The 21,565-nt window shown below is 56.2% G+C and carries 21 protein-coding genes and 2 pseudogenes; 11 read left to right on the top strand and 12 right to left on the bottom strand.

The window, feature by feature from the left end:
- The first annotated feature begins 36 nt into the window (after positions 1 to 36).
- Complete coding sequence (locus tag LPQ25_RS09785) at positions 37 to 495, top strand: DUF986 family protein (RefSeq protein ID WP_002910920.1); 459 nt, start codon at positions 37 to 39, stop codon at positions 493 to 495.
- 418 nt (positions 496 to 913) lie between these two features.
- Positions 914 to 1,480, top strand: a complete 567-nt coding sequence (gene mntP / locus LPQ25_RS09780; protein ID WP_014907340.1) for a manganese efflux pump MntP — start codon at positions 914 to 916, stop codon at positions 1,478 to 1,480.
- A 3-nt stretch (positions 1,481 to 1,483) separates the two neighbouring features.
- Here mntP and rlmA read toward each other — a convergent pair whose 3' ends face one another.
- The 6 genes and pseudogenes from rlmA to mgrB all read right to left on the bottom strand — a co-directional run bounded on the left by rlmA (position 1,484) and on the right by mgrB (position 5,741).
- Entirely contained in the window at positions 1,484 to 2,278 is a 795-nt protein-coding gene (gene rlmA, locus LPQ25_RS09775; RefSeq protein WP_002910922.1) for a 23S rRNA (guanine(745)-N(1))-methyltransferase, read from the bottom strand.
- 61 nt (positions 2,279 to 2,339) lie between these two features.
- Positions 2,340 to 4,088 (bottom strand): peptidoglycan glycosyltransferase FtsI, encoded by a 1,749-nt coding sequence (ftsI, locus tag LPQ25_RS09770; RefSeq protein ID WP_002910924.1) that lies wholly within the window; start codon positions 4,086 to 4,088, stop codon positions 2,340 to 2,342.
- Between the two features lie 187 nt (positions 4,089 to 4,275).
- The gene (cspE, locus tag LPQ25_RS09765; protein WP_001062678.1) at positions 4,276 to 4,485 is read right to left on the bottom strand and encodes a transcription antiterminator/RNA stability regulator CspE; all 210 of its coding nucleotides are present in this window, start codon (positions 4,483 to 4,485) and stop codon (positions 4,276 to 4,278) included.
- Positions 4,486 to 4,570: 85 nt separating this feature from the next.
- A pseudogene (locus LPQ25_RS09760) lies at positions 4,571 to 4,642 on the bottom strand (DUF2627 domain-containing protein); the annotation flags it as partial.
- Between the two features lie 590 nt (positions 4,643 to 5,232).
- Positions 5,233 to 5,523 (bottom strand): YebO family protein, encoded by a 291-nt coding sequence (locus tag LPQ25_RS09755; RefSeq protein WP_002911374.1) that lies wholly within the window; start codon positions 5,521 to 5,523, stop codon positions 5,233 to 5,235.
- Between the two features lie 74 nt (positions 5,524 to 5,597).
- Positions 5,598 to 5,741, bottom strand: a complete 144-nt coding sequence (mgrB, locus tag LPQ25_RS09750; RefSeq protein WP_002911375.1) for a PhoP/PhoQ regulatory lipoprotein MgrB — start codon at positions 5,739 to 5,741, stop codon at positions 5,598 to 5,600.
- A 159-nt stretch (positions 5,742 to 5,900) separates the two neighbouring features.
- Here mgrB and LPQ25_RS09745 point away from each other — a divergent pair, with 159 nt between their 5' ends.
- Positions 5,901 to 6,140: a YobH family protein gene (locus LPQ25_RS09745; RefSeq protein WP_004145533.1), complete on the top strand. Its 240-nt coding sequence runs from the start codon at positions 5,901 to 5,903 to the stop codon at positions 6,138 to 6,140.
- A gap of 56 nt (positions 6,141 to 6,196) precedes the next feature.
- On the opposite strand, the gene kdgR is transcribed toward LPQ25_RS09745, so the two are convergent.
- A complete protein-coding gene (gene kdgR / locus LPQ25_RS09740) occupies positions 6,197 to 6,988 on the bottom strand; it encodes a DNA-binding transcriptional regulator KdgR (RefSeq protein ID WP_002911378.1) in 792 nt (263 codons plus the stop codon).
- A gap of 177 nt (positions 6,989 to 7,165) precedes the next feature.
- On the opposite strand from kdgR, the gene LPQ25_RS09735 reads away from it, so the two are divergent.
- Positions 7,166 to 8,536: an MFS transporter gene (locus LPQ25_RS09735; protein ID WP_002911379.1), complete on the top strand. Its 1,371-nt coding sequence runs from the start codon at positions 7,166 to 7,168 to the stop codon at positions 8,534 to 8,536.
- A 65-nt stretch (positions 8,537 to 8,601) separates the two neighbouring features.
- Here the strand turns inward: LPQ25_RS09735 and htpX are convergent, their stop codons facing one another.
- From htpX to LPQ25_RS09715, 4 genes and pseudogenes are all read right to left on the bottom strand, one after another.
- Positions 8,602 to 9,486 carry a protease HtpX gene (gene htpX, locus LPQ25_RS09730; protein ID WP_002911381.1) on the bottom strand — a complete coding sequence of 295 codons (885 nt, stop codon included), beginning with the start codon at positions 9,484 to 9,486 and terminating at the stop codon, positions 8,602 to 8,604.
- Positions 9,487 to 9,721: 235 nt separating this feature from the next.
- Positions 9,722 to 11,770: a carboxy terminal-processing peptidase gene (prc, locus tag LPQ25_RS09725; RefSeq protein WP_004145536.1), complete on the bottom strand. Its 2,049-nt coding sequence runs from the start codon at positions 11,768 to 11,770 to the stop codon at positions 9,722 to 9,724.
- A gap of 19 nt (positions 11,771 to 11,789) precedes the next feature.
- Positions 11,790 to 12,467, bottom strand: a complete 678-nt coding sequence (gene proQ / locus LPQ25_RS09720) for an RNA chaperone ProQ (RefSeq protein WP_014907336.1) — start codon at positions 12,465 to 12,467, stop codon at positions 11,790 to 11,792.
- An 81-nt stretch (positions 12,468 to 12,548) separates the two neighbouring features.
- Positions 12,549 to 13,062, bottom strand: a pseudogene (locus LPQ25_RS09715) (GAF domain-containing protein).
- Positions 13,063 to 13,194: 132 nt separating this feature from the next.
- On the opposite strand from LPQ25_RS09715, the gene yebS reads away from it, so the two are divergent.
- The 5 genes from yebS (at position 13,195) to LPQ25_RS09690 (ending at position 19,281) form a co-directional block, all read left to right on the top strand.
- Positions 13,195 to 14,478 (top strand): membrane integrity lipid transport subunit YebS, encoded by a 1,284-nt coding sequence (gene yebS, locus LPQ25_RS09710; protein ID WP_002911387.1) that lies wholly within the window; start codon positions 13,195 to 13,197, stop codon positions 14,476 to 14,478.
- Entirely contained in the window at positions 14,447 to 17,080 is a 2,634-nt protein-coding gene (locus LPQ25_RS09705; RefSeq protein ID WP_002911388.1) for a PqiB family protein, read from the top strand. Before yebS ends, LPQ25_RS09705 begins: the two co-directional genes overlap by 32 nt.
- Before the next feature lie 123 nt (positions 17,081 to 17,203).
- The gene (rsmF, locus tag LPQ25_RS09700) at positions 17,204 to 18,637 is read left to right on the top strand and encodes a 16S rRNA (cytosine(1407)-C(5))-methyltransferase RsmF (RefSeq protein WP_004148845.1); all 1,434 of its coding nucleotides are present in this window, start codon (positions 17,204 to 17,206) and stop codon (positions 18,635 to 18,637) included.
- 115 nt (positions 18,638 to 18,752) lie between these two features.
- Positions 18,753 to 18,992 (top strand): YebV family protein, encoded by a 240-nt coding sequence (locus LPQ25_RS09695; protein ID WP_002911393.1) that lies wholly within the window; start codon positions 18,753 to 18,755, stop codon positions 18,990 to 18,992.
- Positions 18,993 to 19,089: 97 nt separating this feature from the next.
- Complete coding sequence (locus LPQ25_RS09690) at positions 19,090 to 19,281, top strand: YdfD/YebW family protein (RefSeq protein WP_002911395.1); 192 nt, start codon at positions 19,090 to 19,092, stop codon at positions 19,279 to 19,281.
- Here the strand turns inward: LPQ25_RS09690 and pphA are convergent.
- On the bottom strand, positions 19,278 to 19,931 hold the full coding sequence (gene pphA / locus LPQ25_RS09685) for a protein-serine/threonine phosphatase (RefSeq protein WP_004180432.1): 654 nt from the start codon (positions 19,929 to 19,931) through the stop codon (positions 19,278 to 19,280). The genes LPQ25_RS09690 and pphA overlap by 4 nt on opposite strands.
- Positions 19,932 to 20,087: 156 nt before the next feature.
- Between pphA and LPQ25_RS09680 the strand changes: the two genes are divergently transcribed.
- Positions 20,088 to 21,056 (top strand): VirK/YbjX family protein, encoded by a 969-nt coding sequence (locus tag LPQ25_RS09680; protein WP_014907334.1) that lies wholly within the window; start codon positions 20,088 to 20,090, stop codon positions 21,054 to 21,056.
- 104 nt (positions 21,057 to 21,160) lie between these two features.
- Positions 21,161 to 21,304, top strand: a complete 144-nt coding sequence (locus LPQ25_RS09675) for an Ecr family regulatory small membrane protein (RefSeq protein WP_002911398.1) — start codon at positions 21,161 to 21,163, stop codon at positions 21,302 to 21,304.
- Positions 21,305 to 21,565: the final 261 nt, after the last annotated feature.

Raw genomic sequence — 21,565 nt, 5'->3', positions numbered from 1 at the left:
CCCCCGGCTTTTTTTTATCAGGAGAAACGCAAAGCAATGACCTTCACGGACCTGGTGATCATCCTGTTTATCCTTGCGCTACTGGCCTACGCGATATATGACCAGTTTATTATGCCGAGGCGAAACGGCCCGGTACTGCTGGCCATCCCCCTGCTTCGCCGCAGTCGCGTTGACGGCATGATCTTTGTCGGCCTCACCGCCATTCTGATCTATAACAACATCACCCAGCACGGCACGGCGATCACCACCTGGCTATTATCTGCGCTGGCGCTGATGGGGCTCTATTTATTCTGGATCCGTACGCCGAAAATCATTTTTAAACCGCGCGGCTTTTTCTTCGCCAACGTGTGGATAGAATATCAGCGGATTAAAGAGATGAATTTATCCGAGGACGGTGTGCTGGTGATGCAATTAGAGCAACGGCGGCTGCTGATACGCGTACGAAATATCGACGATCTGGAGAAGATATACAAACTTCTCATTACAACTCAATGACTTAAAAATATAGCCAGCGCTATATTATTCCCGTTAGCAGCGGAGAAATATTATAGCCACGGCTATATTTCCCGCCTAACCTTATCTTTTTTATTAACTATTTTTTCACTTATAAATTTAAATGAAAATCGTTATCATTTGGTTATTAAAATAGCCATCTTCTGTTATTGTTTTATATTCTAAAAATATGTTAAGGTTGCGCCCGTCGTTGGGGAGTAGCCGATTTCCTGCCCGTCAGGAAATGTACGTGTCAACATACTCGTTGCAAAACGTGGCACGTACGGGTTGAAGAGATTCAATCAGGCGAGACCATAGATACATCACTGCTGTACGTATTGCTCAGCCATTGAGCGGCTCCGCGTATGTTTACTGGGGGCAGCGATGTGTCATATGGATTATCCCCGGTCAGGACACGCACATGAATTTATCCGCTACCATTCTTCTCGCTTTCGGCATGTCCATGGACGCCTTCGCAGCCTCCATCGGCAAAGGCGCCACCCTGCATAAACCCAAATTTTCAGAGGCAGTACGCACCGGGCTGATTTTTGGCGCCATTGAAACCCTGACGCCGCTGGTCGGCTGGGGGCTTGGCATGCTGGCCAGCCAGTTTATCCTCGAGTTGAATCACTGGATTGCCTTTATTTTACTGGTGTTTCTCGGCGGGCGAATGATCGTCGAAGGTTTTCGCGGCGACAGCGACGAGGCGTGCGAGGCGCCTCACCGACATGGTTTCTGGCTTCTGGTCACCACCGCCTTCGCCACCAGCCTTGACGCGATGGCCGTCGGCGTCGGTCTGGCCTTCCTGCAGGTCAGCATTGTGACCACCGCGCTGGCGATCGGCTGCGCCACCTTTATCATGTCGACGCTGGGGATGATGGTCGGTCGCTTTATCGGCCCGCTGCTGGGCAAACGAGCCGAAATTCTCGGCGGTATCGTGCTGATTGGCATCGGCAGCGAAATCCTCTGGAGCCATTTCGCCGGTTAAGCTTTACGCTTCGCGCTGCCAGCAGTGGATCATAAAATCGGTCTGGCAACCAAAGGTCGGCTGCTGACGCAGCGCGGCGTGCACTTCGGCTTTAGCCCGCCATGCGAACGGCGTCATCTGCAGCAGGGCCTGCGCTTCACTTCCCGTCAGGATCATCGGGTAAGCCAGCTGCTGCTGAGCCTCCAGGCGGAACCCCGGCATCGCTTCCGTCTTCAGCTCATGCAGGCGAACTTCATCGTAAATCAGCCCTTTCAGCTCCAGTAGGTGACGGGGACCCGGCGTGGCGGTGATCACCCAACCACCGGGACGCACCACCCGCGCCAGCTCTTCGGCGTTGCAGGGCGCGTAAATGCGCACTACCGCGTCGAAGCTAGCGTCGGAAAATGGCAGGCGCTGGCTGGAGGCCACGCAAAAATTCACCTGCGGGTAGCGTTTTGCCGCCGCGCGGATCGCCGGCTTCGACACGTCCAGCCCCCAGCTGCGGCTGGCGATGGCGGCAAACGCGTGGGTGTAATACCCCTCGCCACAGCCGATATCCAGTAAATCCGTAGGGGCGTAATGTCGCAGACGCTCAGCGATAGCATCCCGTAGCGGCTGATAATGTCCGGCGTCGAGGAACGCCCGCCGGGCCTGCATCATTTCGGCGCTATCGCCGGGATCGCGCGACCGCTTGAACTGCACCGGTAGCAGATTGACGTACCCCTCTTTCGCCAGATCGAACTGGTGCCGCTGCGGGCAGGAATAGTGGTTGTCGCTACGGCTGAGCGGCGCGTGACAAAGGGGGCAACTGTATGACATGACGGCTCCGGTGTTGCTGAAAGGGCGAAAGTGTAGCGCTATTCGCCCCTGCAGACCACTGTTACAGCGCCGGCCCCTGTGGGTGGCTATCGTGCATTACGATCAGATTCTCCGCCCCTTGCGGCATGCCGTCCGGCATGACGTTCTCCAGCCGCAGGACATCGCCCATGATCTGGCTGAAGACCGGCGCGGACACAGCGCCGCCGTAATAGGAACCATTGCTCGGATCGTTCATCACCACAACCAGCGCAAACTGTGGTCGACTGGCGGGCGCCACGCCGGCGGTATAGGCCACATACTTATCGATATATTTGCCGTCCGGGCCGATTTTCTTCGCCGTGCCGGTTTTTACCGCCACCCGGTAGTCGCGTACCGCCGCTTTGGTACCGCCCCCGCCCGGGAGCGCCACGCTCTCCATCATATGTTCCACGCTATGCACAATACTCTCCGGCATCACCCGCGTGCCCATCACCGGCGGATCGATGCGGGTAATCGACAGTGGTCGCGCAATGCCGAAGCCGCCGATGGTGGCGTAGACGTGGGCGAGCTGGAGCGGGGTGACCATCAAACCATAGCCGAAGGCGAAGGTGGCGCGATCCAGTTGCCCCCAGTAGCGGCGATGCGGCATCAGCCCGGCGCTTTCGCCGGTCAACCCCAGCCCCGTCGGTTCGCCAAAGCCGAAAGCTTTATAGGTATCGATCAGATGCTGCACCGGCATGGCGAGCGAGAGATGGGACACGCCGGTATCGCTGGATTTCTGCAGGATCCCGGTCAGGCTCAGCTCCGGATAATAGCCCACATCGCGAATACGATGGCCATCGAGGACGAACGGATGGGTATCCACCACGCTGTCTGGCTGGACAATCCCCTGCTGTAGCGCAGTCATGATCACCAGCGGTTTGACCGTCGACCCGGGCTCGAAGGTGTCGCTGATGGCCCGGTTGCGAAAATCATCCAGCGTCGCGCTATCGCGATTGTTCGGATTGAAGTCCGGATAGCTGGCCATCGCCAGGATCTCGCCGGTATCAATTTTGATCAATACCGCCGCCCCGGACTCTGCTTTGTTCCAGCGGACGGCGTTGTCGAGGGCGTCTTCCGTCACCGTCTGCAGGCGTTCATCAATACTCAGCTGCAGATTATGCGCCGGTACCGGCGGCACTTCGGTAATGTTCTCAATGACATTACCATGTTTATCTTTACGCACCAGACGTCGCCCGGGTTTACCGGTCAACTGGGCGTTAAAGCTTTTCTCCACCCCTTCGATGCCCTGATTATCAACATTGGTAAAGCCCAGCAGATTGGCAGCCACGTGGCCCGCCGGGTAGAACCGTCGCGATTCATCGCGCAGGTAAACGCCCGGCAGATGCAGTTTATCAATCCACTCTGCCTGCTCGGGATTGATCTGACGCGCCAGATAGAGAAAGCGAGCGTGGGGATGACTCTGTACCCGCTGGGCCAGCTCTCCGAGGTTGAGGTGCAGCGCTTCGGCCATCGCCTGCCAGCGGGGTCCATAGCCCACACCGCCCTTCTCCATAGTGGTCTGCGGGTCGATCCAGATAGCACTGACCGGAACGCTCACCGCCAGCGGCCGTCCTTCCCGGTCGCTGATCATCCCCCGCTCAACCGCTACGGGTTCTTCGCGCAGGGAGCGCATATCTTCTTGTTTTACCAGGTTATCGGGGGAGATAATTTGTAGCCAGCCCACGCGGACCAGCAGCAGCCCCAGACAACCGAGAATGGCCACACACAGTAACCCGAAGCGAATCGGGGTGAAACTGGCGGCGGACTTCGTTTTTTTCTTTAGCACCATAGCTCCGGCATTGTTTTGCAACCAACTGATTTAACAGAAAATTAGCAAAACAGACTGCTACACAATGCTAATAAAGATGAGTATTTGCAACAAGACGCGACGGGAGGGGGAAAAATGACATGCTTTGCAACAAAAATGCAAAAGCCCCGCGCAGGCGAGGCTTTTATACAAGAAGAGTGGTCTTGTATCAGATAGCAGTTACGTTAACTGCAGCCGGACCTTTCTGGCCGTCCTGAATTTCGAACTCAACGTTCTGGCCTTCAGCCAGAGTTTTGAAGCCGTTACCCTGGATAGCGGAGAAGTGTACGAACACGTCTTTGCTGCCATCAGCCGGAGTAATGAAACCAAAACCTTTAGACTCGTTGAACCACTTAACTTGACCTTTAATCTTTGCCATTTGCAAAATTCCTTAGACTGTTTTCTTCGCCTGCTGGCGTTTACCTAGATAAAACTGACACATAACTGCATGAGGCACTAATTTAAGGTTCGGCAGAGAAGCGGTATTCAACGACAACGTGTTTACTCAGGACTTCTTTACTGAAAATGCCACACATAAACAGAACTGTACCTCGTTTAACCCGAAACGTGTTATCACACACTACGTAAATAATGGCAAGCCATTTTTAAACGTGTCTCGATCGTTCGCACAAATTATAAGGTAATCATTTGATCGCCTGCACATTTATGCGTCTTTGCCGCCCCTGGCAAGGCGCTACAGCATCAGCCAATATCGCCCATTCGCTGCCTCATTACTGCAACTTTTTTACCATAGCTCAACAACTTCGCTTCGTCCAGGTATGTCCGTACACGAACTGCTGTGATGTAAGCGTCTGGTGGGCAACGGTGAATATTGATGCGCATAATTCGTTATAACTCCAGACTAAAAATCGCTAAGCCGTGCCAGTGTAGTGATAATAAAACCTGTTAGTCGTCACGCTAAAAATAGTGCTAATTCTGCACCTTAATAATGAAAAAAAGATGACAGTGTCACGTTACCCAACAATAAACGCGGCGAGAATGACTTTATTTACAGCGTGTAATAAAGAGGATATTGCACTAAGAAAGGAATAATGGAATAAGAATAAGATATTACCGTCCGCTATCATGCAGGTGCGCATCTTATGATGCACACCTGTCGGGCACCTTAACGTTCAGCTACCAGGCGGATAAACTCATCCTCCCCTTTCGCCTTGCCGGCGACGGTCGGCTCAGCCACATCCTCTTTCTCTGGCGCATTAGCTTCGCACAGGCGACGTAACAGCGCATTCTGCCGCTTTTGCTGATCCAGCAGCGCTTGCAGCAGCTCTATCTGCTCATTCGCCCGCGAACTGGCGCGGTTGACGAAGAACCATAACAACAGACCGACAAGCAGCAGCGCCACGGACACAGCCAGCGATGCCAGATTTAAAATCCCAGGATTTAGTAACTCACTCATTTCACCACCTCAAAGAGAAGGCGTTCATTCTACCACCCGCGGCGCAGAAGGAAATCAGTCGGCAGAAAAATGTCTTACCACGGAATAAATTTATTAATAGTGCAAATGCCGCTGAAAAACTGAACATCCTGGTCGCACATTACGTTAAGCATCTGAGTCCACAGCAACAGGCAGCCTGCTATGATGACTATCAGTAAAACCCACCGTAATTTTTTCACTCCACTCTCCGCATCAGTACGCAATGTCGCCAGGATAGCACGGCCTTCTTAAACCGCGGCTAACTGTATTACGAAAGGTAAGTTTAGGAATCATCGACTTGTTTCAAAACGTGTTCGTGTCAAAATCACGCCAGGGATCATACAAATAATGAGGCATCAATGCGATTAATCATTCGTACTATTATCTTGGTGGCTATCTTATGGATTGGCGTATTATTGAGCGGTTATGGGGTGTTATTCCACAGTGAGGAAAACGTCGGCGGTCTGGGTCTTAAGTGCCAATACCTCACCGCCCGCGGAGTCAGCACCGCACTTTATGTTCATTCCGACAGCGGAGTGATCGGCGTCAGCAGTTGCCCTCTGCTGCGTAAAAGCACAACCGTGGTTGATAACGGCTAACATCGAACCGGCGATCGCGACGTAGCGCCGCGGTCGCCAACCCGGTATCCGCCGCCTCAGAACGGATAGTCGTTGTATCCCATTTGTTCAGAAATCTTACGCGCCGCCTGATGGAGCATCGCCACGTATTCATGCAAGCGTTCTTCAGAGAAACGTAGCGTTGGGAAAGAGATGCTCAGCCCGGCGATGACCACGCCGAAACGGTCAAACACCGGCACGCCAATGCAGCGCAGCCCCTCTTCCTGTTCCTCATTATCCTCGCCATAGCCCTGCTCGCGAACGCCATCCAGCACTTTTAGCAACTCCTCGGTGCTGGTAATGGTCCGCTCGGTGCTGCGCTTATACTCCACGCCGTCGAGGATCTGCTCCACTTCGCTGCGATCGCGCCATGCCAGCAGCACCTTGCCAATCGCGGTACTGTACAGCGGGTTGCGGCGGCCAATACGCGAGTACATCCGCAGGTTATACATCGAGTCAATTTTATGGATGTAGACGATACTGTCTTCATCCAGCGCCCCAAGATGGATGGTCTCTTTCGTCAGTCGCGAAAGTTCGCGCATCTGAATATCGGCGCTGCGCACCAGGTCGACGTTCTGCAGCGCGCGCGCGCCCAGTTCGAACAGCTTGAGGGTGAGAGAGTATTTCTCAGACTCTCCTTCCTGTGCCACATAGCCCAGTGATTTCATGGTCTGTAAAAAGCGATAAACGGTGCTTTTCGACATCATGACGCGCTGGGACAGTTCGGTAATGCCAATTTCACGCTCTTCACCCAGCGCCTGTAGGATGCCGAAAACCTTCAATACCGAAGAGACAGAATCTGGCTGTTTATCCAAATCTGCACCTGCCATTTATCACCTCGTCGTAACTGTTTTATAAAAATTAGAACCGGTTTTTATTATAAATTCGCCGCCTCTGAGCCGCAATCATTCTTCTGCCACTTCGTTACAAATCTGCGACATACTGCGAATTAATCAATGCTAAACTCATCATTCAAAAAACCGTTTCATTAAAGACTCATATTCACCATGGATAAAAATTCTTCTGATGGCGTGCCGTTGCCGCAACGCTATGGCGCCATTCTGACCATCGTGCTTGGGCTGACCATGGCCGTGCTCGACGGGGCTATCGCCAACGTCGCGCTGCCGACTATCGCCAGCGATCTCAACGCCTCACCGGCGGCTTCAATCTGGATCGTTAACGCCTACCAAATCGCCATTGTCATCGCCCTGCTGCCGCTCTCCTTCCTCGGCGACATGGTCGGCTATCGGCGTATCTATAAGATAGGCCTGGTGGTGTTTATCTTTACCTCGCTGGCCTGCGCGCTGTCGCGTAGCCTCGAAATGCTAACCTTCGCTCGCGTCGCGCAGGGATTGGGCGGCGCCGCGCTGATGAGCGTCAACACCGCGCTGATCCGTCTGATTTATCCGCAGCGCTTTCTTGGTCGCGGCATGGGCATTAACTCCTTTGTCGTTGCCGTCTCTTCGGCGGCAGGCCCGACTATCGCCGCAGCGATCCTCTCCCTCGCCTCATGGCAATGGCTGTTTTTAATTAACGTGCCTCTCGGCATCGTCGCCTTTGTTCTGGCCATGCGCTTTCTGCCGCCCAACAGCGCGCGCAGCAAAATCATCCGCTTCGATCTGCCGAGCGCCATTATGAACGCCCTTACCTTCGGGCTGCTGATCACCGCCCTGAGCGGTTTCGCCCAGGGGCAGTCCACTCAGCTGGTGCTGGCGGAGGTCGCCGCTATGCTGGTGGTGGGGTTCTTCTTCGTTCGCCGCCAGCTCACGATGCCCGTCCCCCTGCTGCCGGTCGACCTGCTGCGTATCCCACTCTTCTCTCTCTCTATCTGCACTTCCATCTGCTCCTTCTGCGCGCAGATGCTGGCGATGGTCTCTCTGCCCTTTTTTCTGCAGTCGATGATGGGGCGCAGCGAAGTGGAGACGGGTCTACTGCTAACGCCGTGGCCGTTAGCGACCATGGTGATGGCGCCGCTGGCCGGCTATTTGATCGAGAAATGTCATGCCGGGCTGCTGGGGGCTATCGGTTTGCTGATTATGGCCTGCGGCCTGTTCGGCCTGGCGCTGCTGCCCTCGTCGCCCTCCGATCTGGATATCATCTGGCGCATGGCGCTGTGCGGCGCCGGCTTCGGGCTGTTTCAGTCGCCGAACAACCATACCATCGTCGCCTCGGCTCCGAGCCATCGTAGCGGCGGCGCCAGCGGCATGCTGGGCACCGCTCGCCTGCTCGGACAGAGCACCGGCGCGGCGCTGGTGGCGCTGCTATTCAATTTGCTCGGTAACAACGGCACCCACACCGCCCTGCTGCTGGCCGGCACCCTGGCTATCGTCGCCGCGCTAATTAGCGGTCTGCGGGTCACTCAGCCGCGCGCAGCCTGACGGACGGTAAAAAAAATCCGCAGCTTGCGGGCTGCGGATTTTCGTTTTCAGCGTCAGAAGATAGATTATTTCAGATATTCACCGCTACGCAGGGCTTCAATACGCTTATCCAGCGGCGGGTGAGTCATAAACAGTTCGCTCATGGATTTCGCTTTACCGTTAATGCAGAACGCCATCATGCTGCTGGCTTCCTGCGGCTCATAGCTGGTTTTCAGACGCTGCAGGGCTGCAATCATCTTCTCGCGGCCTACCAGACGCGCCGAGCCGGCGTCAGCATGGAACTCACGGTAACGCGAGAACCACATGGTGATTATGCTGGCCAGAATACCGAACACCAGCTCAAGCACCGTGGCGACGGCGAAGTAGATCAGCGGGTTGCCATTGCTGCTCTCCCCTTCATCTTCCCGGTTGCCGCCGAGGAAACCGGCCGCAATCTGCGCGATAACGCGGGAGATAAAGATAACGAAGGTGTTCACCACCCCCTGGATCAGGGTCATGGTAACCATATCACCATTGGCGATGTGGCTGATTTCATGGGCAATGACCGCTTCCGCTTCATCACGGCTCATGTTTTGCAACAGCCCGGTGCTGACGGCGACCAGCGAGGCGTCACGACGCGCGCCGGTGGCGAAGGCGTTAATGTCAGGCGCGTGATAGATAGCTACCTGCGGCATGGCAATACCTACCTGCTGCGCCTGCTGCGCAACGGTATTCATCAGCCAGCGTTCCGTTTCGTTGCGCGGCTGCTCGATCACTTCCCCACCCACTGACTTCAGCGCCATCCACTTCGACATCATCAGCGAAACGATAGAACCACCGAAGCCGAACAGCAGGGCCATAATCAGAAGACCGGTCATGCTGCTGGATTGGATCCCCGTGAGGCTTAACACCAGCCCGAACACGACCATCACTGCCAGGTTCGTCAGCAGGAAAAGCGCGATTCGCATCATAATTTTCTTTTTACCTCAATTTAACAAAACGCACTATGCGATTACCCACATCGTATGGGTCAGGCTGCAATTTTCAACCATCAGCCCCCGCTAAGTCACGATAAAAACACAACTTTACATTTTGTAGCATCTTGCTGACAGCGGCAGCGCAGGTTGACATTTTGTTAGATGAGCTGAATGGCGATGACAACGCGCACAAAAAAAACGGGCACCTCTCAGGGTGCCCGTTAGCAACTTATTTGCTGGCCGGCGGTTCCACCGCCGGGCGCGCTTTTTCCAGATGCGCCAGGTCTACCGCGATATGGACCGTTTCATCAAGATATGGATCCGGCTCCTGGTAATCCTTCGGCAGATCGTCCAGTTTTTTCAACGGCGGCTTGCCTTCGCGTTTCAGGCGATCGTTAATCCGCGCCAGACGAATCGCATCATCTTCTTCGTTCTCTTTCTCACGCTGGGCGTAGTTCAGAGAGACGATGTTACGTTTGTCCTTCATCGCGTTATAACGGGCAATATCCTTCATGATGTACTGGAATTCAGGATCCTGCGCAATACGCTCGTCGTGGCGCTTGAGCAGCTCCGGTCCAAACGGGGTCAGATCCCCGGACTTCACATAGGTGGCCGCGTTGATGCTATCCCACGGCAGCGCGTTGTCTTCATACTGCTCGCCGGTTTCGCGATCTTCATTGCCGGTTGGCATCATGATATCCGGCGTCACGCCTTTGCGCTGCGTACTGCCGCCGTTAATACGATAGAACTTCTGGATGGTGTACTGGACGGAACCCAACGCCGGCCACTCCGGACGCAGCATTTGATCGTAAATACGATTCAACGAGCGATACTGCTGTACCGTCCCTTTACCGAAGGTCGGTTCGCCAACGATCAGCGCGCGGCCATAGTCCTGCATCGCTGCGGCGAAGATCTCAGACGCCGAGGCGCTAAAGCGGTCAACCAGCACCACCAGCGGCCCTTTGTAATAAACCACGCCATCGTTGTCGCTGTCTTCGCGCACTTTGCCATTATTATCCCGCACCTGCACCACCGGACCGGACGGAATAAACAGACCCGAGAGCGATACCGCCTCTGTCAGCGCTCCGCCGCCGTTGCTGCGCAGGTCAATGATGATGCTGCTGACGTTCTGTTTTTCCAGCTTCTGCAGCTGCACTTTCACGTCATCGGTCAGGCCAACGTAAAAGCCTGGAATATCCAGCACGCCGACTTTTTCTTTCCCGACGGTTTTCACCGACATCTTCACCGCACGGTCTTCCAGACGAATGCGCTCGCGGGTCAGCGTTACAATACGCGTCTTGGCTCCTTTACCGGCCGGCAGGATTTCAAGACGAACCTTGCTGCCCTTCGGCCCTTTAATCAGCGCCACGACGTCATCCAGACGCCAGCCGATGACATCAACCATCGACTTCCCGGTCTGGCCAACGCCAACGATGCGATCGCCGACGCTGATCGCTTTGCTTTTCGCGGCTGGACCGCCCGCCACCAGCGAATTAATGACGGTATAGTCATCATCCATCTGCAGCACGGCGCCGATCCCCTCGAGTGAGAGGCTCATTTCGGTGTTGAACTGCTCGGTATTACGCGGCGACAGATAATTTGTGTGCGGATCGATTTCGCGAGCGAAGGCGGTCATCGCCAGCGAGAAGACATCTTCGCTGTTGGTTTGCGCCAGGCGACGGATAGCAAACTTATAGCGACGGGTTAAGGTGTCGCGGATCTCTTTATCGTCTTTACCCGCCAGCTTCAGGCTTAACTGGTCAAACTTAACCTTAGCGTCCCACAGCTTGTTCAGCTCGGCCTCGTCTTTTGGCCACGGCGCTTTGGAGCGGTCAAGGTTGAAATTATCATTGCCGGTAAAGTCCATCGGACGTTCAAGCACCTTCAGCGCATACTGATAGCGCTCGAAGCGGCGCTGCTGCCCCAGGTTGTAGAGGTCGTAAAAGACGTCCAGTTTCCCGCTGCGCAGCTCATCGCCAATTTGGTCTTTTTTAGCCGCAAACTTCGCCACATCGCTGGCCAGCAGCACATTGTGGCTGTAGTCCAGCAGGTTCAGGTAACGGTCAAAAATCTTTGCCGAGAAGGCGTTGTCGAGATCAAACTGACGGTAATGAGAGCGGGTAAAGCGCGACGTCACGCGCTCGCTTACCGTCGCGTGCTGCGGCTCTTCTTTCAGCACGGGGATTTGATCTGCGCGGGTTATGTCATCAACAGCGAATGCATGGCCTGCTATTGCCAGCAGGCCCGCAAGCGCGGTGATTTTAAAAAATGTGTTCATGCCTGGCCCGGCCTCCGTTTCAGAACACCAGGTGTTCTGCGCGTACAATCATTGACATACCAGAAGTCAGCTGTACACGAACGCCATCTTTGGTGATTTCCAGAACGGTGGCGTCCATGGCGTTATTGCCTGCTTTTACCTTCAGCGCCTGGCCGACGGTCAGAACGGAAACATCCGATACCGGAGTAAGACGCTCTTCACGCGGGGCTTTGGCCGCAACAGGACGCGATTTACGCTGTTCAGCGCCTTCTTTACGACGCGGCTGCTGAGGACGCGGTTTACGCTCGCGGCGAACGCCTTCATCCTGCTGGCCTGCGGCCGCAGCGGCTTCGCGTTTTTTCGCCTGCTGGGCTGCGCGCTGCGCCTGAACGCGAGCTTTCGCTTCTTCCAGCTGCTGACGCGCATGGGCAATGTGCTGCTCTTCCAGTTCGCCGCACGGATTGCCATCCAGGTCAACGCGAATAGCGCCGGCTTTTACGCCGTACAGATAACGCCAGCTGGACGTGTAGAGACGTAATGCAGCGCGAAGCTGGGTCTTGCTGAGATTCATCTCACCACCCACTCGCTCAACGAGATCCTGAAAAATTCCGATTTTCAGGGGGCGCGCTTCACCTTCAGCGCTAAAGCACTGCGGGAAACGTTCGGCCAGAAAGGCGATAACTTCTTTACTGCTATTCAACTTAGGTTGATTTTCCATGAAATTTCCTGATTACAACGGACGTAGCCAACAAGCCGCAGGCATGAACAGGCGACATTATAATGACGTCCTCGCTAAATGCTACGTTATCCGTTGATTATCCCACGACACGGGTAAAGATTTTTTGATAATCCGTGGCCGCAATGAGTTTTTCCAGATGCTCGACCAGCGTGCGCAACCCCTGCTCATCTTCAGCGGTGAAGCGCCCGTAAGCCGGACTATCGATATCCAGCACGCCGATAATCTGGCCATTCACGCGCAGAGGGAAGACAATTTCCGAATTACTGGCGGCATCGCAGGCAATGTGGCCGTCAAAGGCGTGGACGTCCTCGACGCGCTGGACCTGAGCCTGCGCCACCGCCGCGCCGCATACGCCTCGCCCGACCGGGATCCGCACGCAGGCCAGTTTGCCCTGGAACGGTCCCAACACCAGGGTATCGCCTTCCAGAAGGTAGAAACCGGCCCAGTTGACCTCGCTCAGCCGCTCGAACAGCAGCGCGCTGGTATTGGCGATCATCGCCAGAAAACTGGTTTCACCTGCCATTAATGCCTGGAAATCGCGGTTCAGATCCGCGTAAAATTCTGTTTTGCTCATTATATCTTCACTTTGTTGTCTTACTGCCTGATACGTACAGCCTACTAAAATAAGCATTAAATGCGCTTGGGCTCAAGATGAATTCATTCATAGGTTAAGATAGTGAGATACATTCATTCCTGTACGTAATAAATGCCGATAAAAACACCCACCCTCAAACCTGCGAAAAAGATGGTCGTGCATACTGTCAGCACGCCGCTTCCCTATGCGCATTATCAGCGCTGTACGCAGTGTGACATGCTCTTCCGCTTACCGGTGCTAAAGCGCAACCAAAGCGCCTGGTGTCCGCGCTGTAACGCGAAGGTGCGCGATGGCCGCGACTGGTCGCTGACCCGCCTGGGCAGCATGGCCCTCGCGATGCTATTGCTCATGCCTTTCGCCTGGTCTGAGCCTTTGCTGCGCCTGCATCTGTTGGGCGTACGCATCGACGCCAACGTCCTGCAGGGGATCTGGCAGATGACCGCGCAGGGCGATCCGATTACCGCCGCCATGGTGCTGTTTTGCGCGGTAGTCGCCCCGGTGCTGCTGGTGGTCTCCATCAGCTATCTCTGGCTGGGCAATGTGCTGGGGATGAACCTGCGGCCGGTGCTGCTGATGCTCGGCAAGCTTAAAGAGTGGGTGATGCTGGATATCTATCTGGTGGGCATCGGCGTCGCCTCCATCAAGGTGCAGGATTACGCCTTCCTGCAGCCGGGCATCGGTCTGGTGGCGTTTATCTCCCTGACGTTGTTGAGCATCCTGACGCTTATTCATATGAACGTCGAAGAGCTGTGGGAGCGTTTCTATCCCGAGCGTCCGGCGACCCGCGCCGATAATAATCTGCAGGTGTGCACCGGCTGCCATTACACCGGCTATCGCGACGCGCGCGGCCGCTGCCGACGCTGCCACACGCCGCTGCATCATCGCCGACCGCAGAGCCTGCAGCGCAGCTGGGCGGCGCTGATTGCCTCGCTGGTTTTCCTCTTTCCGGCCAACCTGTTGCCAATCTCCATCATCTACGTCAACGGTGCGCGCCAGGACGACACGATCCTCTCGGGGATCATCTCCCTGGCCAGCAGCAATATCGCCATTGCCGGGGTCGTGTTTATCGCCAGTATTTTGGTGCCATTCACCAAAGTTATAGTGTTATTTACCCTGCTGCTCAGCATACAATTCAAGTGCGAGCAGGGATTGCGCACCCGCATCCTGCTGCTGCGGCTAATCACCTGGATTGGCCGTTGGTCGATGCTGGATCTGTTTGTTATCTCACTCACCATGTCGCTAATAAATCGCGATCAGCTCCTCGCCTTCACCATGGGGCCGGCTGCGGTTTACTTTGGCGGCGCGGTAATTTTAACTATTCTTGCAGTTGAATGGCTGGACAGCCGCTTACTTTGGGACGCACATGAGTCAGGAAACGCCCGCTTCGCAGACTGAAGCCAGAATAAAAACCAAACGCCGTATTTCGCCATTCTGGCTGCTGCCGGTCATCGCGTTGCTGATTGCCGCCTGGCTAATCTGGACCAGCTTTGACGACCGCGGATCGACGATTACGATTGATTTCCAGTCCGCGAACGGCATCGTGCCGGGACGGACGCCGATCCGCTATCAGGGGGTTGAAGTCGGCACCGTCCAGGATATTAGCCTCAGTAAAGATCTGAGTAAGATTGAGGTTTCGGCCAGCATCAAACGCGATATGAAAGATGCGCTGCGCAAAGAGACCCAGTTCTGGCTGGTCACGCCGAAAGCCTCTCTGGCCGGCGTATCGGGCCTCGATGCGCTGGTGGGCGGGAACTACATCGGCATGATGCCGGGCAAGGGTGAACCCGAAGATCACTTTGTCGCCCTCGACACCCAACCTAAATACCGCATCAACAACGGCGAGCTAATGATCCACCTGCAGGCGCCGGATCTTGGCTCTCTGAACAGCGGCTCGCTGGTCTACTTCCGAAAAATCCCGGTCGGGCGGGTGTATGACTATTCCCTGAATGCCAATAATCAGGGGGTGACCATCGATGTGCTAATTGAGCGCCGGTTTACCAATCTGGTGAAAAAAGGCAGCCGCTTCTGGAACGTCTCAGGCGTCAAGGCCGACGTCGGCCTGAGCGGGGCCAAAGTGCAACTGGAGAACCTGTCCGCGCTGGTGAACGGCGCCATCGCCTTTGACTCCCCCGCCGATTCGCATGTCGCCTCGCAAAACGATGAATATCACCTGTATGAAGATCTGGCGCATAGCCAGCGCGGCGTGGTAGTGACCCTCGATCTGCCTGATGGCGATGGACTGAAAGCGGGCTCGACGCCGCTCATGTATCAGGGGCTGGAGGTGGGCCAGTTAAGCAAACTGAATCTAAACCCCGGCGGCAAAGTTACTGGCGAGATGACCGTCGACCCGAGCGTGGTGACGCTGCTGCGGGAGAAAACGCTGATTCAGATGAAGAAGCCGAAGCTCTCCCTCGATAACCCCAGCATTAGCACCCTGCTCACCGGCAATACCTTTGAGCTGGTGCCCGGCGAAGGCGAGCCACGCAATCACTTCTCGGTAATGCCGGCGGATAAAGCGCTGCTGGATGAGCCCAACGTCGCCACCGTTACCCTCTCGGCGCCGGAGAGCTACGGCATCGACGGCGGTCAGCCGCTGGTGCTGCACGGAGTAAAAGTCGGCCAGGTGCTGGAGCGTAAACTGACGGCCAAAGGGGTAACCTTTCAGGTTGCCATTGACCCTGAATACCGCGATCTAATTCACGGCGACAGCAAATTTGTGGTTAACAGTCGTCTGGACGTCAAAGTGGGGCTCGACGGCGTGCAGGTGCTGGGCGCCAGCGCCAGCGAATGGGTGAACGGCGGGATCAGGGTGATCCCGGGCGAAAAAGGCAAAATGCAAAGCAGCTATCCGCTGTACGCTAACCTTGAAAAGGCGCAGGAAAATAGCCTGAGCGAAGTGCCGACCACTACCCTGAGCCTGTCTGCTGAGACGCTGCCTGACGTTCAGGCCGGCTCGGTGGTGCTGTATCGTAAATTCGCCGTCGGCGAGATCATCGCCGTCAAACCGCGCAAAGATGCATTCGATATCGATCTGCATATCAAGCCGGAGTACCGCTACCTGCTGACCAACAACAGCGTCTTCTGGGCGGAAGGCGGTGCGAAGGTCAAGCTTGACGGTAACGGACTCACCGTGCAGGCCTCTCCGCTGGCGCGCGCGATCAAAGGGGCGATCAGTTTCGATAACCTCAATGGCAGCAGCGCCGGAGCACGGCTGAATAACAAACGTATCCTTTATGCATCTGAAACGGCGGCGCGCGCCGTGGGCGGCCAAATCACCCTGCACGCGTACGACGCCGGGAAGATGGCGGCCGGGATGCCGATTCGTTATCTCGGCATCGACATCGGTCAAATCCAGTCGCTGGAGCTAATCACCGCCAAAAACGAAGTGCAGGCGAAAGCGGTGCTCTATCCGGAATACGTCGGCACCTTCGCCCGCGCCGGGACCCGCTTCTCGGTGATCACTCCGCAAATCTCCGCCGCGGGCGTGGAACATCTCGACACCCTGTTCCAGGCCTACATCAACGTTGAGCCCGGCCGCGGCCCGGCACGACGCGATTTTGAGATCCAGGATACGACGATCAGCGATTCGCGTTATATCGACGGCCTGAACATCGTGGTGGAAGCGCCGGAGGCGGGGTCGCTTGGCATCGGTACGCCGGTCCTGTTCCGCGGACTGGAAGTCGGGACGGTTACCGGACTGTCGCTGGGGTCGATGTCTGACCGGGTGATGGTTAAGCTGCGCATCAGTAAGCGCTACCAGTACCTGGTACGTAATAACTCGGTGTTCTGGCTGGCCTCGGGTTACAGCCTCGACTTCGGCCTGATTGGCGGGGTGGTGAAAACCGGTACCTTCAATCAGTTTATCCGCGGCGGGATCGCCTTTGCCACGCCGCCGGGCACGCCGCTGGCGCCGAAGGCCCAGGATGGCAAGCACTTCCTGCTGCAGGAGAGCGAGCCGAAAGAGTGGCGGGAGTGGGGCACCGCTCTGCCGCAGTAATGCCCCCTTCTCCCGCCCCGGGCAACGCCGGGCGCGGGGAGAGGGTAAACCGCACGCCCCGGTGTCACGCGCCGGGGCGTTTGTGCTAAACTGCGCACCCTTTTTTTCTGTGGTGCGCTGCCCGTGGCTGAAAATACTGTCTATTTCCCTGAAGCGTTTCTCGCTCAAATGCGCGCGGCGATGCCAGCGCATCTCTCTTTCGACGACTTTATCGCCGCCTGTCAGCGCCCGCTACGCCGCAGTATTCGCGTCAATACGCTGAAGATTAGCGTCGATGATTTCCTCTCTCTGGTTGCCCCCTACGGCTGGCAGCTCGCGCCGGTGCCCTGGTGCGCAGAGGGATTCTGGATCGAGCGAGAGGATGACGACGCGCTGCCGCTGGGCAGTACCGCCGAACATCTCAGCGGGCTGTTCTATATTCAGGAAGCCAGTTCGATGCTGCCGGTCGCCGCCCTGTTCGCCGATAACCGGCAGCCCGAACGGGTGATGGACGTTGCCGCCGCCCCGGGATCGAAAACCACCCAAATTGCAGCCCGAATGGGCAACGCGGGCGGCATTCTCGCCAATGAATTCTCCGCCAGCCGGGTGAAGGTGCTGCATGCCAACATCAGCCGCTGCGGCATCAGCAACGTCGCTCTGACCCACTTCGACGGCCGGGTTTTTGGCGCGGCCTTGCCCGAAACCTTCGATGCCATCCTGCTTGACGCCCCCTGCTCCGGCGAAGGGGTTGTACGTAAAGACGCCGACGCGCTGAAAAACTGGTCGCCGGAGAGCAACCTCGACATCGCCGCCACTCAGCGCGAGCTTATCGACAGCGCCTTCCATGCTCTGCGCCCTGGCGGGACGCTGGTGTATTCCACCTGCACCCTGAATCGTGAAGAAAATCAATCGGTCATTGAGTGGCTGCTGTCCCGCTATCCGCAGGCGGTGGAGATCCTGCCGCTGGGAGAGTTGTTTCCCGGCGCAGCCGACGCCTTAACCGCGGAAGGTTTTCTGCACGTTTTTCCGCAAATTTACGATTGCGAAGGCTTCTTTGTCGCGAGGTTGCGCAAAACTGCGGCGATCGATCCGCTCCCGGCGCCAGGCTATAAGGTCGGTAAATTCCCGTTTACGCCCCTGAAGGACCGGGAGGCCGCCGCGGTAACTGCCGCCGCCAGGGCTGTTGGCCTGGAGTGGGACGCAGGCCATACGCTGTGGCAGCGGGATAAAGAGCTGTGGCTGTTTCCGCTGGCTTTGGAGCCCCTGTTCGGCAAGGTGCGCTTTTCTCGCATCGGCGTGCGCCTGGCGGAGCTGCACAATAAGGGGTACCGCTGGCAGCATGAGGCGGTTATCGCCTTTGCCGCGCCGCAGCGCGCCTTCGAGCTGTCGCAGGAGGAAGCGGAGGAATGGTATCGCGGGCGCGACGTCTATCCGCAAACCGCGCCTGGGCAGGATGAAACCATTGTGACCTTCCAGGGCGTCCCGCTGGGCCTGGCGAAGCGCGTCGGCTCCCGACTGAAGAACAGCTATCCGCGCGAACTGGTGCGCGATGGAAAACTTTTTGCCGGCAAGGTGTGAGGCCGCGCAAAAAATGCGCACTTTTTGACTGGCGCTTTTCGCCCCATTGACTACGCTGAAAAATAACGGCCATAACTGGTCGTACCACAACTCAGCTGAAAAATGGGGTGAAGCGATGAGTAAAACCAATGTCCGCATCGGCGCGTTCGAAATAGACGATGCCGAACTGCACGGTGAGCATCAGGGTGAGCGAACGTTAAGCATACCCTGCAAATCCGATCCAGACTTATGTATGCAGCTTGACGCCTGGGATGCCGACACCAGCGTGCCCGCGATTCTCAATGGCGAACATTCCGTTCTCTACCGTAAACATTACGACCGCCAGTCCGATGCCTGGGTCATGCGCCTTGCCTGACACCAATGAACCCGTCGCCTGAGACGGGTTATTTATTTCCCCGTCCCGCCGTCATCCCCTACACTAAATAGTATGTGAACCCGAGCATGAGGCCAGGATGTTTGCCTTAGTGTTGTTTATTTGCTATCTGGATGGCGGCTGCGAGGACATTGTGGTTGACGTCTACCGCGAGGAAACGCAGTGCTTAGTGGCGATGGAGGATCAGCGGATCCGCCACGGTGGCTGCTACCCGATAGAAGATTTTATTGATGGCTTCTGGCAACCCGCCAGCGAATACAGCGACTTTTAGCCTGCCGACTGCAGCGCCACCAGCGTCAGCGTCCCACCAAACACAGCGCCCGTATCAATATAGTGTTGATTATCGTGGTCATAACGCGCCTGAAGCGGCGTATGGCCAAACCAGAAATGGTCCGCGCCGGCAATAGCGCCATGGCGCCCCGCCAGGTGTTCACTCAGACGATGGCGGCTCCATAGTACCCGTTGGGGATCCACCGGCTGCTGCCAGCGATAGACCGGCGCCGGGTAATCGGCGTGGGCGATCACATGCCGCGCTTTCCCGCATTCCACTTCAATAATCAACGGTAGCCGCCGACAGTGCGCCAGCAGCCGATCGACGTCGGCCCGCTGCCGCGCATCGCCCTTGACGTACCAGTCGCCACCGTTCATCTGCCAGAGCCGCATATCTCCGCTCTCCAGCGCCTCCAGCGCCATCTGCTCATGATTCCCCCGAACGGCCCTGAACCAGCGACAGCGCAACAGGCCAAGACAATCGGCGCTCTGCGGCCCGCGATCGATCAGATCGCCCACCGAGATCAGCAGATCGGCCCAGGGATCAAAACGCAGCTGACGCAGGCGATTCATCAGCAGCGCAAAGCAGCCATGCAGATCGCCCATCAGCCAGATATTACGCCAGTCGCTGCCGTTAATACGTTGATACATATAATTACCTCTCAGCGGTAATTATAGGTAATTCCAGCAAAGGTCCACGGAATTTAATTTACACCTCAATCAATTTTAAACAGACGGCAAATATAGTCCGCCAGAGGATTAAGCTTGTCAGTGGCTCGCTTTAAAATAGGGGGAAATCACAACGAGGTGTTTATCGTGACAGACAATAGCCTGCATTCATCCGGCGTGCTAGCGCCGCGCTCGCATCTTATTGCCGATCTGGTGATGGGCAGATTGACACCTGCCCCCATCTGGCGGCAAAAAAATTACCGCTTTAAGTTTTTGCTGCGCACGGCCTTATTTTATAACGCCACCAGAGCGATGCTGGAAGCGCTCAGCGCTCGGGATGATTTTAATCAGCTGCTGGCCGCGCAGGCTACGCTGCCGGGCAAAGTACACCGTCAATATCTGACCCGCGATCTCAACGCCTGGCAGCGGGCGGTGGCGGTAATCAACCATTATCGCTATATCGACACCTTACGCGGATCGCGGCTGGCGCACGCTATGACCGCGGTGTCTGAGGTCCCGCTGCTGACGTTAAACGGAAAAGAGGACCGCCGGTTTACTCTTTATGCCTCCTCGGCAGGCAAAGCCGAACGTGAGGGTGAAACCACTCTGTGGCTGCGCGACAGCGACCACACCCTGCTGGCCAGCGCCACCTTCAGCGTAACCCGTGATCACGATGCCTGGCAGCTGGTTATCGGCGGTCTGCAGGGGCCGCGACGTCACGTTTCTCACGAGGTGATTAAGCAGGCGACTCGCGCCTGCTACGGCCTGTTTCCGAAGCGCCTGCTGCTGGAGTTTATCTGGCAGCTGGCCGCGCGCAGCCAAATTGCGGCCATTTACGGCGTCAGCGATAATGGTCACGTGTTCCGCGCCCTGCGCTATCGCCTGAGCAAAGGCCGCCATTTCCACGCCAGCTACGACGAGTTCTGGCAGTCTATCGACGGCCACCCGGAAAGCCCCTGGCGCTGGCGGCTACCGCTATGTCTGGAAAGAAAATCGCTGGAGAGTATCGCCAGTAAAAAACGGGCTGAATATCGGCGGCGATTCCAGCTGCTGGATCAGCTGACGGAGCAGGTGGCAATATTGACGCAGCGGCATGCCGGTGACTAAATTGCGCTGTCGGTGAAGCCGAATTACAACATGGCGTTTGCTTATTATGTCAATATTTCGCTACTATCAGGATCCCCGAAGGCCACCGGATAGTCGCTTGCATAATGAGTAAAACCGAAATTTTTCTGCTGATTATTCTGGCGGTCATTCTGCTCGGGAGCATATGGTTTATTTTCAGCGATGAAATTTGGCTATTGCTCTGCTATCTGGAAAGTCAGATATACCCTACATTCAGCGTTCCGCAATAATATTTTCCGCCCGCAAAAGTGCTCGTGCTTATTATTTATGCCACCTCGTCAGCCGGCGAGGTGTAATCGCATGAATTGCCAAATCGTTTAGATTTTGCTTATTTTATTTATCATACAAATATGTATACTAGCAGGCTTCCGATGTTGGCCCGCCAGTTAACCTGCACGCCGGGCCTGTTTAGGTGCAGGTTTTTTCTTTTCTCCGCCCTCGTTTACGGTTCCACCTTTGCCACCTCCCCTTCCACAGGATGCGATTTATGT

It is taken from the genome of Klebsiella sp. KPN54798 (genome assembly GCF_021184225.1).
Lineage (GTDB): Bacteria > Pseudomonadota > Gammaproteobacteria > Enterobacterales > Enterobacteriaceae > Klebsiella > Klebsiella pneumoniae.
The sequence above is the reverse complement of the archived record's forward strand: the minus strand, read 5'-3'. Positions and strand labels throughout refer to the sequence as shown.